This is a genomic window from Acinetobacter sp. ANC_7588 (assembly GCF_056783995.1).
Genome location: NZ_JBWYIU010000015.1, coordinates 1 through 14,889, shown reverse-complemented (window position 1 = coordinate 14,889; position 14,889 = coordinate 1). Strand labels below are relative to the sequence as shown.

At 37.1% G+C, this 14,889-nt stretch carries 16 protein-coding genes; 7 read left to right on the top strand and 9 right to left on the bottom strand.

The genetic code is table 11. From position 1 onward, the window contains the following. From AC1M9J_RS13270 to AC1M9J_RS13240, 7 genes are all read right to left on the bottom strand, one after another. Entirely contained in the window at window positions 1-852 is an 852-nt protein-coding gene (locus tag AC1M9J_RS13270; RefSeq protein ID WP_092768445.1) for an AAA family ATPase, read from the bottom strand. Between the two features lie 29 nt (window positions 853-881). Further along, window positions 882-1,253: a hypothetical protein gene (locus AC1M9J_RS13265; RefSeq protein ID WP_481589528.1), complete on the bottom strand. Its 372-nt coding sequence runs from the start codon at window positions 1,251-1,253 to the stop codon at window positions 882-884. A gap of 34 nt (window positions 1,254-1,287) precedes the next feature. Continuing rightward, entirely contained in the window at window positions 1,288-1,593 is a 306-nt protein-coding gene (locus tag AC1M9J_RS13260) for a YcgL domain-containing protein (RefSeq protein ID WP_035266558.1), read from the bottom strand. A gap of 129 nt (window positions 1,594-1,722) precedes the next feature. Further along, complete coding sequence (locus AC1M9J_RS13255) at window positions 1,723-2,865, bottom strand: ribonuclease D (protein ID WP_481596602.1); 1,143 nt, start codon at window positions 2,863-2,865, stop codon at window positions 1,723-1,725. Window positions 2,866-3,073: 208 nt separating this feature from the next. Continuing rightward, window positions 3,074-3,670 carry a recombination mediator RecR gene (recR, locus tag AC1M9J_RS13250; protein WP_481596578.1) on the bottom strand — a complete coding sequence of 199 codons (597 nt, stop codon included), beginning with the start codon at window positions 3,668-3,670 and terminating at the stop codon, window positions 3,074-3,076. A 12-nt stretch (window positions 3,671-3,682) separates the two neighbouring features. Continuing rightward, a complete protein-coding gene (locus tag AC1M9J_RS13245) occupies window positions 3,683-4,012 on the bottom strand; it encodes a YbaB/EbfC family nucleoid-associated protein (RefSeq protein ID WP_035266548.1) in 330 nt (109 codons plus the stop codon). Window positions 4,013-4,036: 24 nt separating this feature from the next. Further along, window positions 4,037-5,224: an O-succinylhomoserine sulfhydrylase gene (locus AC1M9J_RS13240; RefSeq protein WP_092768449.1), complete on the bottom strand. Its 1,188-nt coding sequence runs from the start codon at window positions 5,222-5,224 to the stop codon at window positions 4,037-4,039. Window positions 5,225-5,365: 141 nt separating this feature from the next. On the opposite strand from AC1M9J_RS13240, the gene AC1M9J_RS13235 reads away from it, so the two are divergent. The 6 genes from AC1M9J_RS13235 (at window position 5,366) to ppk1 (ending at window position 11,684) form a co-directional block, all read left to right on the top strand. Then, window positions 5,366-6,460, top strand: a complete 1,095-nt coding sequence (locus AC1M9J_RS13235; RefSeq protein WP_092768451.1) for an alpha/beta fold hydrolase — start codon at window positions 5,366-5,368, stop codon at window positions 6,458-6,460. Window positions 6,461-6,465: 5 nt separating this feature from the next. Further along, a complete protein-coding gene (locus AC1M9J_RS13230) occupies window positions 6,466-7,335 on the top strand; it encodes an NAD(P)-dependent oxidoreductase (protein WP_481593962.1) in 870 nt (289 codons plus the stop codon). A gap of 83 nt (window positions 7,336-7,418) precedes the next feature. Continuing rightward, the gene (locus AC1M9J_RS13225; protein ID WP_481596574.1) at window positions 7,419-7,685 is read left to right on the top strand and encodes a YARHG domain-containing protein; all 267 of its coding nucleotides are present in this window, start codon (window positions 7,419-7,421) and stop codon (window positions 7,683-7,685) included. A 29-nt stretch (window positions 7,686-7,714) separates the two neighbouring features. After that, the gene (locus AC1M9J_RS13220; RefSeq protein ID WP_092768455.1) at window positions 7,715-8,128 is read left to right on the top strand and encodes an HIT family protein; all 414 of its coding nucleotides are present in this window, start codon (window positions 7,715-7,717) and stop codon (window positions 8,126-8,128) included. A gap of 220 nt (window positions 8,129-8,348) precedes the next feature. Then, window positions 8,349-9,440: a porin gene (locus AC1M9J_RS13215; RefSeq protein WP_179999803.1), complete on the top strand. Its 1,092-nt coding sequence runs from the start codon at window positions 8,349-8,351 to the stop codon at window positions 9,438-9,440. Between the two features lie 177 nt (window positions 9,441-9,617). After that, a complete protein-coding gene (ppk1, locus tag AC1M9J_RS13210; protein WP_481952472.1) occupies window positions 9,618-11,684 on the top strand; it encodes a polyphosphate kinase 1 in 2,067 nt (688 codons plus the stop codon). A 10-nt stretch (window positions 11,685-11,694) separates the two neighbouring features. Here ppk1 and ybaK read toward each other — a convergent pair whose 3' ends face one another. Next, window positions 11,695-12,165 (bottom strand): Cys-tRNA(Pro) deacylase, encoded by a 471-nt coding sequence (gene ybaK / locus AC1M9J_RS13205; protein WP_481952494.1) that lies wholly within the window; start codon window positions 12,163-12,165, stop codon window positions 11,695-11,697. 266 nt (window positions 12,166-12,431) lie between these two features. Between ybaK and AC1M9J_RS13200 the strand changes: the two genes are divergently transcribed. Beyond that, the gene (locus AC1M9J_RS13200; protein WP_481596600.1) at window positions 12,432-12,920 is read left to right on the top strand and encodes a lytic transglycosylase domain-containing protein; all 489 of its coding nucleotides are present in this window, start codon (window positions 12,432-12,434) and stop codon (window positions 12,918-12,920) included. A 26-nt stretch (window positions 12,921-12,946) separates the two neighbouring features. Here AC1M9J_RS13200 and AC1M9J_RS13195 read toward each other — a convergent pair whose 3' ends face one another. Then, the gene (locus AC1M9J_RS13195) at window positions 12,947-14,299 is read right to left on the bottom strand and encodes an MFS transporter (protein WP_481952471.1); all 1,353 of its coding nucleotides are present in this window, start codon (window positions 14,297-14,299) and stop codon (window positions 12,947-12,949) included. Window positions 14,300-14,889 lie beyond the last annotated feature (590 nt).

Here is a 14,889-nt window from a genome sequence, read left to right as displayed (position 1 = left end):
CTATCGACGAGTCATAAATGCGAGGCGCTCAAGTAGCTGCACATCTTGCTCATTTTTGATGAGCGCACCATACAGCGGTGGAATTGCTTTTGACTTATCATGGTTTCTTAAAATATCTTCAGGCATATCATCAGCCATCAATAAGCTTAACCAATCAATTAATTCAGAAGTTGAAGGTGGCTTCTTAAGACCAGGTATTTGGCGAAGCTTAAAGAAGACCTGAAGTGCCTCACTGACCAATGTCGTTGAAATTCTTGGAAAATGAACTGCAATAATTTCACGCATGGTCTGTTCATCTGGGAATTCAATATAATGAAAGAAACAACGGCGTAAAAAAGCATCAGGAAGTTCTTTTTCATTATTTGAAGTGATGATCACAATTGGACGCTGTGTTGCAGTAATTGTTTCACCAGTTTCATAAACAAAGAATGACATTTTGTCTAGTTCATGAAGCAAATCATTTGGGAACTCGATATCTGCTTTATCAATCTCATCAATTAATAAAACGCAACGTTCTTCAGAGGTAAATGCTTCCCACAATTTACCTGGTTTAATATAGTTTTTAATATCATAAACACGCTCATCACCCAATTGACTATCGCGTAATCTTGAAACGGCATCGTATTCATAAAGACCTTGTTGAGCCTTCGTCGTTGATTTGATATGCCAAGTAATCAGTTTTAAACCCAGGCTATCAGCAACTTGTTCAGCCAATAATGTTTTACCTGTACCTGGCTCACCCTTCACTAAAAGAGGCTTTTGCAACGCTCGAGCGGCCTTCACAGCAAGCTTGAGACTATCTGTGGCGATATATTGATCTGTACCCGTAAATTGATGTGCATCAACAGACATAATGAAACCTTATTTTTTTATTTGGATAATTAAAGTGGTGGTGTCTTCACTGACGATGTGTGTCTCAGATTCTTTTGTTTAGAAGCGTACTTAGTCCAGAAATAACCTGCCAATAACCCTAAAGCAATAACAAAGGCAATCAATGAGAAATTAGACCAGATCAAAGGTGAATCTTTTGTTAATACCCCAAAGATCAAACCAAAAGTTGCAGGTGCTAAGGCGGAATTAGGACCTTCAGAAATCGTTGGTGTTGCCAAAATAGCAAACACAAAAATCCAAGTCACTCCACCTAAAGGTGAAGGTAGGCGTTTCGCTATGCCGTACCAACACCACAGAATAATCAAAGTTCCGAGAATATAGACGGTAATTGCAATGTTATATTCTGGAATTGAATCCAACATTGAAACAAACTGATCCCATCCTCCAACTTGATTATCACGCACCGCGTAGTCCCTCTGGCTCTACCGCATTAGGATTGATCAATCCTTCAGGTGGCAATTGTAAAAAGAATCCTTTCGTCTGAATTGAATCCATCACATGTAAAACATTTGCACGCGCTAATTTGCGTTCTGCATGTAATTCCAGTGACATCACAAATGTCGCTCGGCCAAATGCATTTTTCATTGCATCAGATAATACTGATAACGGATCAACAGCTTCTTGGTTTTCCGCTTGTTCAGGACGCGCAACGTAAATATACATTTCGTCTTTCTTACTAGATTTGTAGATTTCACACCACATGATTCAAACAACACCTTTTAAACTCAAAGCAAAGCATACATCAAAAAAAACGGCGAAACATTAGCGTTTGTTAACACATCAGTCTAGTTTAGGATGACTGGTAATTCTTTAATCAAATTTTGAGAGAAGTCATTCATTGACTTTCATTTGCATACTCAAATATTGTGCATCTTTATGAAGCAACTCAATTAATGGCTTCGTCAGTAAATCATAACGCCAACCGAGTAAATATTGAGGTAAATCTTGTTCATCGCCATGAAAAACCACATGCTGATATAAAGCCCCGAGCCATTTTTTTCGCATTAACACTTCTTTGGGGATCACCAACTCTTCTGCAAGATTACCAATCATGTTATCAACATCATGTGTAATATCTTTAGATGAATGTTTAATTGGTCGAGCAATTCGTAATGGCCATTCTTCCATTGGGGGCAGCAACGCAATAATATCCAAAATCGTTTTACCGTGCTCACGAACCACATTCGGACGAATATTTTTAACTTGGGATAATTGGAAGGTATTTTTTGGATTTTTTTCCACCAAATCAATCATAGTGGCATTTTTCAGAATAAAACTTCGAGGCTGATTTAAAGCCTTCACCATCTCTTCACGCCAAACACTGAGCAATTGTAGCTGCATTAACTGCTTTCGAGAGTGTCTATAATTTCCGACATCTTCGTATAATTTCTCTTTCGGCGTTTCTGTCGCAATCTCAAGCGTGAGGCTCTTACAATCCTCTAGTACATACTGATAATGCCCTTTTTTCTCTAATTCATTTTTTAGCACATCGGCTAAATTCATAATATATAAGACATCATTCGCTGCGTATGCTTTTTGCTCTTCAGTTAAAGGACGTGCAAGCCAATCTGAACGTGTTTGATCTTTATCAATTTCTATATTTAAAATTTCTTTGAGAGCATTTTGATAACTGACCTGTAATCCGTGTCCGAGAAAAGACAAAGCCACCTGAGTATCAAATACATTATTAAGATGATTGCCTTTTGAATAATGGTAAATTAGATCAATATCTTCACCACAAGCATGGAAAATATTTTGCTTTGCAGCAAAAACTTTAGGCCAGAAACTCGAAAAATCTAGACGTGTACCGTCTAATAAAAACACCTGATCTGCGACATTGATTTGCAAGACACCCAATTTTGGCCATAGTGTATCAACTTTGATAAATTCAGTATCTAAACCATAAACATCTTGTTGACTCATTAGTGTCAAAACATGCTCGAGTTCTTTTTGCTCTTGGATAAATTGAAACATCATAAAAAACAATGTGCTAGATTGGTATCGAGATGTATTTTAGCTTAAATTATCAATTTTAAATATAAATTTTCAATTAAAGCGTCAAGCAAATCTATGTATACGCTGTAAATAGTTATAAAACATGAAAAATTTAATATTTTTTTCGACTAAAAACAATTCAGAGAAGTGATATTTCTCCACTGAAAAAAATAAGCACAATTTGTGCTTATTTCATTTGCATACGATTATGAACTGCTTGGCTTAAGGTGTGACTATCGACATACTCAAGCTCACCCCCTTGTGGTACACCTTGAGCAATACGCGTCATTTTAAGATTCAAATGACGTGTGGCTTCTACCAAATAATGTGCCGTAGCCTGCCCTTCAACCGTTGCATTGGTAGCGAGAATAACCTCTGATACCTGACCTTCAGCTAAGCGTTGAACCAACGCAGGTATGCCGACCTCTTCAGGCCCTATACCATCTAAAGGAGATAAATGCCCCCCCAATACATGATATTTGCCTCTGAAACTTCCACTTTGCTCAATTGCCATCACGTCTGCAGGAGATTCAACCACACAGAGCAAGGTATCATCTCGGTCTTGCGACAGACAAATGTCACACACCTCATTCTCAGTCAATGAGTGGCAAATAGAACATTCATGGATATGATCAGCGGCATCACTAAGTGCTTCAGATAATGCCAAAGCACCTTGCTTATTCTTCATGATCAAATGCAACGCCATGCGCTGAGCCGACTTAGGCCCAACGCTTGGTAAAATTCGCAGTGCTTGGACGAGTTGGTCAAACCGTTCGCTGAACACTCGGCAATATCCTTAAAATAAACCTGATAAGCCAGGAGGTAATCCCATACCACTATTTGCAGACTTCATTGTTTCTTCTGAAATCGCTTCGGCTTGGCGTGCAGCATCATTCATAGCAGCTGCAATCAAATCCTCAATCATATCTGGATCGTCTTGAAGTAATTCTGGATTGATTTCAATGCGTTTTACCACATTACGGCAAGTCATTGTCACTTTTACCAAACCACCACCAGCTTCAGCATGCACTTCTTTCTGTGCAAGCTCTTCTTTCGCTTTCTTGATATTGGACTCTACTTCCTTTTGCATGCGCTGTGCTTGTTGCATAAGCATGTTAATGTTCATTTGTATACTCCGAACAAATTTAAATTAGACTAAATCAAGACCACGTTGAATGTCTGCAATAATATCATCAACGTCTTCCAAACCTACTGAAAGACGAATTAAACCTTCTGCAATGCCAGCTGCAGCCTTCGCTTCATCAGACAATTTACCATGAGTAGTCGTTGCAGGATGAGTAATCGTTGATTTTGCATCCCCAAGATTTCCAGTAATAGAAATAAATTGAGTGTGATCAATCACTTTCCAAGCAGCTTCTCGCCCACCTTTTACCACGAATGAAACGATACCACCAAAACCTTTTTGTTGCTGTTTAGCCAAATCATGACCTACATGATCCGCTAAGCCAGCAAAGAATACTTTCTCGATTTTATCGTGCTGATGAAGCCACTCAGCAATCTTTTGTGCACTTTCAGAATGAGCCTTCATACGTAGACGAAGCGTTTCCAAACCTTTTAGGAAAACCCAAGCATTGAACGGACTCATAGAAGGCCCCGTTGTACGAACGTAGCCAAAAACTTCTTCAAGTAATTGATGACTACCTACGACAGCACCACCCAACGCACGACCTTGACCATCTAAATATTTTGTCGCTGAATAGACAACTAGATCCGCGCCCAATTTTAATGGTTGTTGTAGCACTGGCGTACAGAAACTATTATCAATTGCGAGTAAGGCATCATTTTCATGCGCGATATCTGCTAATGCACGAATATCAGCAATTTCCGATAATGGATTTGACGGAGATTCTACAAATAGTAGTTTAGTTTCTGGTTTGATCGCAGCTTTCCAAGCATCTAAATCTGTTAAATCAACAAAATTGACAGTCACACCAAACTTAGAAATATATTTTTCAAATAAGGCCACGGTTGAACCAAATACTGCTCGAGAACATACAACATGATCACCAGCCTTTAAGAATGACATCGCCACCGCCATGATCGCAGCCATACCCGTACTTGTTGCCACTGCACGTTCAGCACCTTCCATTGCAGCCAATCTTTTTTCAAACATTGCGACTGTTGGGTTTGTAAAGCGAGAATAAATATTACCGGGCTCTTTCCCAGAGAATTTAGCTGCTGCTTCTGCTGCATTTGCATATACAAATGAAGAAGTTAGAAACATCGGTTCAGCATGCTCACCTTCAAAACTGCGCGTATGACCTGTACGAAGTGCTAATGTATCAAGTTGGTATTCAATGTCGTCTTGCTGGCTCATTGCTCTAAATCAGTCCTAAAAACTGCCTTTGTGAATAATTGCCAACATTTTGAGCGCCCAAAGCATTTAAGGTCAAGGTAAAATATATAAATATCGCTTAGACTTCGTTCAAATCACATGCTTATGAGATCTTCAACCTTCATGGAACATTTAAAAACTAACTGGCGTTCTAAACAAAGCAAGTTAAAAAATTTAGGGACACGCATTTTTTACGGTAAATCTTTGGTTTTATCTCAAGCAACGCCGTATGAAGTGATAGGTACTCATAAATCGAGTAAAATTCGATATTACGCATCTGAAAATAAAAAATATGTTGAGCCATTGGTCTTTGTCGCGCCTTTAGCGATCAAGATGGATATTTATGATCTTTATCCATACCGTTCTCTTATCAAATATTATACAGAGCAAGGTTTTGATGTGTATTTATTGGATTGGGGACACTTTAGCTATAAAGATCGCGATCTCAACTTTTTAGGTTTTATTGATGATGCAATCCCGAATTGTATCGATCAAATACGCACACACGCTAAATCTGATCAAATTTCTTTACATGGCTGGAGTATGGCGGGAATATTTGTTCTGTTGTACACAGCGCTCAGACAGCCGAACCATGTAAAAAATCTAATCGTTTTAGGTAGTCCAATTGATAGCTTTGCTTCAGGTAGTATCGGAAAGCTATATGCTAAGATGAATCGCTATCTTGAAAGAACTCGTCTACTCAAACATAAAGTTTATAACGGTCGTATTCCTAAGCGCCTCATTCACTCCCCAGGTATTTTAAATGCAATTGGATTTAAAATTTTAGATCCAAAAGGTTGGTATGAAGGCCATAAACAATTATTACTGAATCTTGATGATAAAAAACTTTTGCATGAACATGCCACTTTAGGTTATTTCCTCAATCATATGATTGATTATCCTGCTGGGGTAAACCAAGATATGTTATTCAATGTCTGGTTAAGAAATCCGCTAAAAAATGGTTATATCGAACTTCAAGATAAGAAAATCGAATTAAAAAATATAGACTGCTCTCTTATGATTGGCGCGGGTTCAAGCGATCAAATGGTCACAGCTGATGCTGTTAGACCATTGACTGAATTGACAAATAGTCGTGATGTCACGTTTACTCTTATTCCTGGGGGGCATTTAGGTTTAATGTCGAGTCAAAAAAGTGCCGATCAATTTTGGCCTGAACTTGCTCACTGGTTAGCAGAGCGTTCAACACAAATAGAGTAAAGAAAATGACGACAGTTGCATTTATTGGATTAGGCGCAATGGGTTACCGTATGGCAGCTCATTTACCCAAACACTATGAATCAGTTTTGGTATGGAATCGAAATTTCGAGAAAGCCAAACAACATGCAACTGAATATCAAACACAAGCTGTATCACTTCAAGAAGCTGCCCACGCTGATATCATTTTTAGTTGCTTACCAACGAGTCAGCAAGTCAATGAGATCATTCATCAAGTCGACATTAAACCTGGATCAATTTGGGTAGACTGCACCAGTGGCGTGCCTGATGCAGCTAAAGCACAACAAGCTTTTTTAAAATCAAAAGGTGTATTTTTTCTAGATGCGCCTGTTAGCGGACAAACTATTGGTGCTGAAAACGCGACTTTAACCTTCATGGTAGGTGGTGAAAAAGTTGCTTTTGAAGCTGTATTACCAGCGATGCAAGCCATGGGTAAACTGATTAAGCATGTAGGAGACTCAGGATCTGGTTTTGCTGTGAAAGCAGTGAACAACATGCTCTTGGCTGTCCACTTATGTGCCGCTGCTGAAGGTTTTACTGCACTTAAAGCGCATGGTGTGGATTTAAATGAAGCATTAGAGTGCATCAATGCTTCAAGTGGTAAAAGTGGTGTGACTGAAAATGTATTGCCTCAACGGGTATTAAATCGAAGTTTTCCAAATACTTTTGCCTTACCGTTACTAAGCAAAGACACTGGTATCGCAGTAGACCTCATTCATCAAGCAAAATTATCCGCACCTGTCATTACGCTTACTCAAAGTCTAATTGGTGCTGCTAATGCAATAGCTGAACCTAATAGTGATTTTTCGACAGCAGTTAAAATGTACGAATCATGGAGCAAAATTACCTTAGAATAAATTTTCGCCATTGAATTCACATATAAAGCCCATATAATTGAAATGTGACAATATCAAATGTCCATTTCTAAATGAGGATACTCATGAATAAGTTTTTATTAGGTTTAATTACTGCTGTATCTGTTTCAGCTGGGGTTAATGCTTTAGCCGATACTACAAAAGAGTGTGAAAAACTTAAAGATGATTACAACATCATCTATGCATCAAAAGGCTTCTGTTTTAAAGATCCAGATACTAAGGCAAAGTTCGGCAATGAAAATTGCAATACAACTAAACCTAAGTTCTCAGAAAAAGAGCAACAAAAGCTTGACTCCATTAAGCAACGTCAGAAAGAATTGAACTGTAAATAATTCAATCTAATTACATTCTGGGAATAGTTATGGCTTACGATGATCAAAATATTTTTGCAAGAATTTTACGTGGTGAACTTCCTGCAATTAAAGTGTATGAGGATGAGCAAGTTCTTGCATTTATGGACATTATGCCTCAGGCAGATGGTCATACTTTAGTCATCCCTAAATCACCTGCCGTAACTTTACTCGACTTGGACCCAAACACTGCAGCGTACACGATTCAAATCGTTCAAAAAATTGCAAAAGCGATTGAAACAGCATTAGATGCAAAAGGTATAGTTTTGATGCAGTTATCTGGTGCTGCAGCTGGGCAAACCGTGCCTCATGTTCACTTCCATCTTATTCCAAGTTCAATTCATGAACTGGGTAAACACGCAGCACAAATGGGTGATCAAGAACGTATCAAGGCTTTGGCTGAGAAGATTAAAGCTGCTTTATAACACATGCTTATAAAATTAAGGAGCTTTGGCTCCTTTTTTTGTTTTTATTCTTTTTAATTACTACAACTTGTTTCAATCCACTTTCATGATAATGAAATAAATTCTTAATATTACTGACTTATTTGTAATGAATACTTAGCACCAATAGAGAACAGTAGTTACAAAAAAACTACTGATCATGATTATTAGGACAAAAAATCAGTCTTTACTGGAGCTAGAAATGAAAAAAACACTTTGCGCATTAGCAGTTGGGGCAACACTTATTACACCAGCAATCGCAATGGCAGCTGACGTTAAAATTTATGGTCGCGCACATGTTTCATTAGATTACCTTGATGATGGTAAAGATTATAATGAAGTAGGTCTATCATCTAACTCATCTCGTCTAGGCTTTAAAGTTGAACAAAAACTAGAAAACGATATGACCGTTTTTGGTCAAATTGAACAAGAAATCAACTTTGCTAGTGGTGGACAAAATTCAGGTGTTGATTTTGCAACACGTGATACATTTGTTGGTTTAAAAGGTAATTTCGGTCAAACTCGTGTCGGTCGTTTTGATAGCCCTTTTAAAATAGCACGTGGTCCAGTTAATTTTTTCGGCGATCAAGTAGGTGATTTACGTAATGTAACACGTGCTGGTGACTTACGTTTTGATGAGCGTAATGAAAATACCATCGAATATAAATCACCAAAATTCGGAAATGGGTTCAATGTATTAGCAGCACTTTCATTGCACGAAAGCAATTCTCCAGGCTTCACTGAAACAATTGTAGATGAAGATACTGGTGAAGTTATTCAAAAGAAAGGCGACTCTAAAAAGAATAAAGCTTACGATCTTGCATTGACCTATAAAGAAGGTCCTGTTGATTTCGCAGCTGCTTATGAACACTATGAAGAAGATGCGACTCGCGGCGAACGTGATGGCTTCCGTTTAGCTGGTGCTTATAAAATCACACCTGAGCTAAATATTGGTGGTTTATATCAATATATGACTCATGACAATGACGTAAAAAATCCTGATGCACAAGTCATTGGTGTTGCAGCTGATTATAAATTTGCACCAAAAACATATATCCGTGGTCAAGTGATGCACCGTGATGTAGATGCTAAAGATGCGAACGCAACACTCATTGCTTTAGGACTTGAACATCGTCTTGATAAAGCAGTTCGTGTTTACGGTAACGTCGCAACTGTGCTTAATGACAAAAACTCAAGCCTTACACCGTGGGAACAAGCACGTACAAATAATGTGAAGGGTTTCAAAGGTGAGGATGCTTTAGGTTTATCTTTAGGTTTCCGTTACGATTTCTAAGCCCTAATTGAGTTAAAAAAAGCACACTTATTGTGTGCTTTTTTGATTAAAATAAAATAAATCCAATTATATATATTTATCGAATATATACCAATCAATGTAATATTACTGTCACACATCAAACGTACCATCGCTGCAAGGTCTTTCCTGACAGCTTATAAAGCAATAATTGGTACTATGCACTCTTTTGAAAACTTTCAACACAATTCAGACACTTACATTAATCGCGAACTTTCATTATTAGAATTCCATAAACGAGTTTTAGCTCAAGCTAAAGACCCTCACCATCCCTTATTAGAGCGACTAAATTTTTTAATCATCTTTTCTCGGAATTTAGATGAGTTTTTTGAAATACGCGTTGCTGGACTTTTAAAACAGATCGAATTAAATCAAATAACTACTGCGCCTGATGCTATTCCCAATGAAATTATTTTAGAACAAATATCTAAAACAACGCATCATGCGGTTCAAGAACAATATCAGATACTTAATAACGAGCTCATTCCTCAACTTAAATCTTATGGTATCGAATTTATCCAATATCATGGAATTTTAGATAAATATACAGAATGGATTCAAAACTACTTCAGTAAATTTATTCAACCAGTAATCACGCCCATCAGTTTAGACCCTGCCCACCCTTTCCCCCGTTTAGTCAATAAGAGCCTTAATTTTATTGTCACACTTGAAGGTAAAGATGCTTTTGGTCGTCAGATTGAGCTCGCGATCGTACCTGCACCGAGAACTCTACCAAGGGCAGTCAAAATTCCTGATGAATTATGCGAAGGTAAGCAACATTACATCCTGTTGTCGGCTATTCTGCAACAACATATCAATGACTTATTTCCAGGAATGAAAGCGACAGGATGCTATCAATTCCGTGTAACACGCAATGCTGACTTAAATTTAGCTGACGATGTAGACGATCTAGCAGTTGCTCTTAAAGATGAACTATCTTCGCGAAGATTTGGACGTGAAGTTAGACTTGAAATTGATCACAATTGCCCAGCAACGATTAACCAATATCTACTTGAACAATTTGATTTAGAACCTTCACAACTCTATCGTGTTCAAGGCCCTGTAAATTTAGCTCGGTTATTTTCAGATTTTGATTATCCAGATTTGAAGTTTAAACCCTATCAACCCGTGATACCGAAGATATTGAGACAATCAAAAAGTATATTTGATGTATTAAAACAACGTGATGTCCTTTTACATCATCCTTTTGACTCATTTTCACCCGTCATCAACCTGTTAAAAGAAGCTGCAAAAGACCCTAATGTCTTGGCAATTAAGCAAACTCTTTATCGCAGCGGACCAGATTCAGAGATCGTTCAGGTCTTAGCAGAAGCAGCACGAAATGGTAAAGAAGTTACTGCGATTATTGAATTACGTGCTAGATTCGATGAAGAATCCAATATCATGGTCGCCAACCTCCTACAAGAAGCTGGAGCTGTTGTTGTGTATGGCATCGTGGGCTATAAAACTCACGCTAAAATGATTCTGGTTGTTCGTAGAGAAGCAGATCATCTGAAACGGTATGTTCATTTGGGAACTGGCAATTATCATGCTGGTAATGCAAAAATGTATACCGATTACGGTCTGCTGACCACTGATGATGACATTTGTGAAGATGTCCATAAAATCTTTCAAGAATTGACAGGTATGGGAAAAATGGCAAAGCCTAAAAAGCTGTTCCATGCACCTTTTACCTTGCATGAACAGCTTTTAAAACTCATTGCCAATGAAATCCACCATGCTAAGTCTGGTCATAAAGCGCATATTATTATCAAAGTTAACGCTTTAACTGAACCTAAATTAATCGCGGCACTTTATCAAGCGTCAAATGCAGGTGTTCAAATCGATCTGATCATTCGTTCCATCTGTTCATTAAGACCTCAAGTACCACAGTTATCAGAAAATATCCGCGTCAGATCCATTGTAGGACGTTTTTTAGAACACACACGGGTCTACTATTTTCTAGATCAAGGCAATGAGAAATTATATTGTTCAAGTGCAGACTGGATGGGACGTAATTTATTTTCAAGAGTAGAAACTTGTTTTCCGATTGAAGATAAAAAACTAAAGAAAACGATTATTAAAGATGGTCTACTGAATTATCTGAACGATAATCAACGTGCTTGGGAATTAGATCAAGAACATCAATGGAACAAGGTATGCCCAACTGATGATCAAGAAATTTTTATCGCTCAAGAATATCTAACCAATCTACGTCAAATGTAGTGATCAAACATTAAGTGTGATCCACAATGTCCTTAAATTGAGCATCTAATACTTGGGCCAATGATTGAGGATCTAATCCGATATCTAGCCCACGTTTTCCACCACTCACATACACCTTTTCAAGAGAACTTGCCGATTGGTGAATGACTGTATTAAGTAGCTTTTTTTGAGCAATTGGACTAATCCCACCCACTAAGTAACCGGTCAGACGCTCAGCCACTTTCGGATCAGCCATTTTAAGTTTTTTACAACTGAAAGCATTCGCCGCCTTTTTTAAATTAAGTTGATGGTCCACTGGTAAAATTGTCACAAAATAATTGACATCATCTGTCACTAGAAGTGTCTTAAAAACTTCATGTACAGATAAACCCAATTTTTGAGCTGCTTCTAAACCAAAACTTTCAGCATTAGGATCATGCTCATATTCATGAACAGAATAATCTATCTTTTTGTTTTTTAGAAATTTACAAGCTGGCGTCATGATGATTTCAGGCATTTAATAATGGCATTATTATAAGAAAATATTGAATCAATTTTAAAGTTTTTCTGATCTATTTATCTTACTCATCAATATATTGCAAAACTACAACACTCCAATTTATCTAGGGCTTGACCCCAATCACCAGCTTACTTATGATTTTTGCAAATTGAATTTGTACGGTTACTATTTTGCTTTTTTTACAACGTTTACAATCACCTCCCCCATCCTTTACTTTCCTTAAATATAGTTTAGTTCTATCATCGTGTATCGTGTTTGTCGGTTGCTCATCTTTAGGTGGTGGTTCAGTACAAAAACGCGCCGCAAAACTTTCAACAGGTATTCAAAAGGCATACTCTGTACACCCAGACACCGCAAATAGGGTTTCACCACTAATTGTGCAAAGTGCGCAACAATTTGATGTCGACCCCCTGTTAATGGCCGCTCTTATTCGACAAGAATCGAGTTATCGAAATTATGCAGTATCACCAGCAGGCGCTGTAGGTCTTACCCAAATTATCCCTAGATATTGGCAACAATCTTGTCCAGGTGACCTTTTTCAAGAAAATATTAATATACATTGTGGGACTTTTATCCTATCAAAATATAATCAATCTGCTGGTAGCTGGAAAAAAGCACTGGCCTATTACAACGTTGGACCTACTGGATACAACACAAATCGAAAAATGAAAAAACAAGGTAAACGTTATGCCAAACAGGTTAAAGAGCATCAAAAAATTTTAAAATCACATTTATAAAAAAAGCCTCTTATGAGGCTTTTATTCTACTGTGTAATTGAAGATGCGATTTTTATTTTTTCAGGAACTGTTTCAATCACTTTTGTCCTTTTAATACATAATACGGCTATTGCACCAATTACTGCTGGTATAGCAACGGCAATGAAATTCCATTTGTGCGGCAATTCCATTCCTAAAAGAATACCAATGACAATGGGGCCGACAATTGCACCTATACGCCCTACTGCTGAAGCCCAACCAATCCCAGTTGAACGTACAGCAATTGGATAAGATTGCGCTACATAACTATATATTAAAATACTTGTACCAATTGATGCTGCACCAGCCAATGCCACAAGTAGATAAATCACCATTGGCGGCGAATTGAAACTTAATCCAAATAAAGCAAAAGCTCCGATTACAAACATCGAAATCACAACAGGTTTGAGATGAAATTTGTCTGCTAGAATTCCACCACCAATAGTACCTATGACAGCGCCAATATTTAATGAAAGTAAAAATGTTAAACTACTTCCTAAAGAATAACCTGCAGCCATCATTAACTTTGGTAACCAACTTCCTAATGCGTATGTCATTAAAAGACACATAAAAAAGCAGCACCAAAATAATAACGTCGTTTTCGCTCTACTATCAGTAAATAGAGATTTAACCGATGCATCAGGTAGTTTAATTTCGTTTAGAACCAAATGAGTTGACGAATTAACATTTAAATCTGCGTTGATCTTATTAATAATTCCTGAGGCAGGTTCATAATTTTTTTGTTTCACTAAAAATGTTAGTGATTCAGGCATATACTTCCATATAAACGGTAATACTAATAATGGAATTCCTGCAATAAAGAACATAATCTGCCAACCAAATTCAGGTGTAAATCTTACACCCAATAAAGCCGCCATAATTCCGCCAACTGCATAGCCACTAAACATAATCGTAACTAAGGTACTTCTCAATTTTTGTGGTGCATATTCAGAAGTTAAAGTTACTAAATTTGGCAAAACACCGCCTATACCAAGTCCAGCAATAAATCTTAAAATTCCAAATTCTGTTGGATTACTTGCGAATCCTCCTAAAAAAGTAAAACCACTGAACAAGGTTACACAAATTAAAATAACTTTTTTTCGACCAATTTTATCTGCCAACATACCAAAAAGCATCGCACCAAACATCATTCCCGCTAGCGCTGTGCTCGCTAATAACCCAGCTTGGACAGAAGTCATACCCCACTCTTGCATAAGAAGTGGCAACGTTACGCCATTAATTGCTAAATCATAACCGTCAAAAATTACGATAAATAAACACCATAATACGATTGATAAATGAAAGGGTTTAAATTTTGCATTATCAATTACAGCATTCACATTCATTGTCTGCGCTGTCATTTTTATCTCACCTCCAATTGTGAGTATTTTTAAAATAATGAACCTAGATTCATATTTTATATAAATGCAATAAATTAGGATTTTTGTCTATACAACTTTCTAGTGGACTATTCATTTAATAGATTGATTAATAATTCAATTGGCATAAAAAATCATGAAAATTCAAGTTTTAAGAGTTTTATATTTATTCTTAGTTACTAAGAATGAATTCTTATATAACCTTTCGACTGAAATCTTGATTTTTAATACTCAATCTGCAAATTAGGATTGGCATTTTATTTAATAGTCAACTTTGATGCTCTTTGTAAATAAAAATTACATTGTAAATCATTCATTTTTTGAACCATTCATTATTGTTTATTATTTAGCTTTTTAACTAATTAGTTGGGTTGTTTTTATGATATTAGCCTTATCACTAAGGCATTTATTCTTTAGCATAAATTAACTGATTGGAGCTTCTTATTTAATTACAAGGTTTTAATTATTTTCAAATTCAATTTTTTCACATAAAAAAACACCCCCTTCTATTGAAGGGGGTGTTTAGAATAATGAGCTGGCGATGACTTACTCTCACATGGGTAACCCCACAC

What these genes read in the sequence shown, in the direction of transcription:
- AC1M9J_RS13240 (WP_092768449.1), bottom strand. Translation starts at nt 5,224, where the DNA reads ATGAGCCAGCAAGACGACATTGAATACCAACTTGATACATTAGCACTT.
- AC1M9J_RS13265 (WP_481589528.1), bottom strand. Translation starts at nt 1,253, where the DNA reads ATGTTGGATTCAATTCCAGAATATAACATTGCAATTACCGTCTATATT.
- AC1M9J_RS13225 (WP_481596574.1), top strand. Translation starts at nt 7,419, where the DNA reads ATGAATAAGTTTTTATTAGGTTTAATTACTGCTGTATCTGTTTCAGCT.
- AC1M9J_RS13270 (WP_092768445.1), bottom strand. Translation starts at nt 852, where the DNA reads ATGTCTGTTGATGCACATCAATTTACGGGTACAGATCAATATATCGCC.
- AC1M9J_RS13255 (WP_481596602.1), bottom strand. Translation starts at nt 2,865, where the DNA reads ATGTTTCAATTTATCCAAGAGCAAAAAGAACTCGAGCATGTTTTGACA.
- AC1M9J_RS13245 (WP_035266548.1), bottom strand. Translation starts at nt 4,012, where the DNA reads ATGAACATTAACATGCTTATGCAACAAGCACAGCGCATGCAAAAGGAA.
- AC1M9J_RS13230 (WP_481593962.1), top strand. Translation starts at nt 6,466, where the DNA reads ATGACGACAGTTGCATTTATTGGATTAGGCGCAATGGGTTACCGTATG.
- ybaK (WP_481952494.1), bottom strand. Translation starts at nt 12,165, where the DNA reads ATGACGCCAGCTTGTAAATTTCTAAAAAACAAAAAGATAGATTATTCT.
- AC1M9J_RS13220 (WP_092768455.1), top strand. Translation starts at nt 7,715, where the DNA reads ATGGCTTACGATGATCAAAATATTTTTGCAAGAATTTTACGTGGTGAA.
- AC1M9J_RS13195 (WP_481952471.1), bottom strand. Translation starts at nt 14,299, where the DNA reads ATGACAGCGCAGACAATGAATGTGAATGCTGTAATTGATAATGCAAAA.
- AC1M9J_RS13235 (WP_092768451.1), top strand. Translation starts at nt 5,366, where the DNA reads ATGGAACATTTAAAAACTAACTGGCGTTCTAAACAAAGCAAGTTAAAA.
- AC1M9J_RS13260 (WP_035266558.1), bottom strand. Translation starts at nt 1,593, where the DNA reads ATGTGGTGTGAAATCTACAAATCTAGTAAGAAAGACGAAATGTATATT.
- AC1M9J_RS13215 (WP_179999803.1), top strand. Translation starts at nt 8,349, where the DNA reads ATGAAAAAAACACTTTGCGCATTAGCAGTTGGGGCAACACTTATTACA.
- ppk1 (WP_481952472.1), top strand. Translation starts at nt 9,618, where the DNA reads ATGCACTCTTTTGAAAACTTTCAACACAATTCAGACACTTACATTAAT.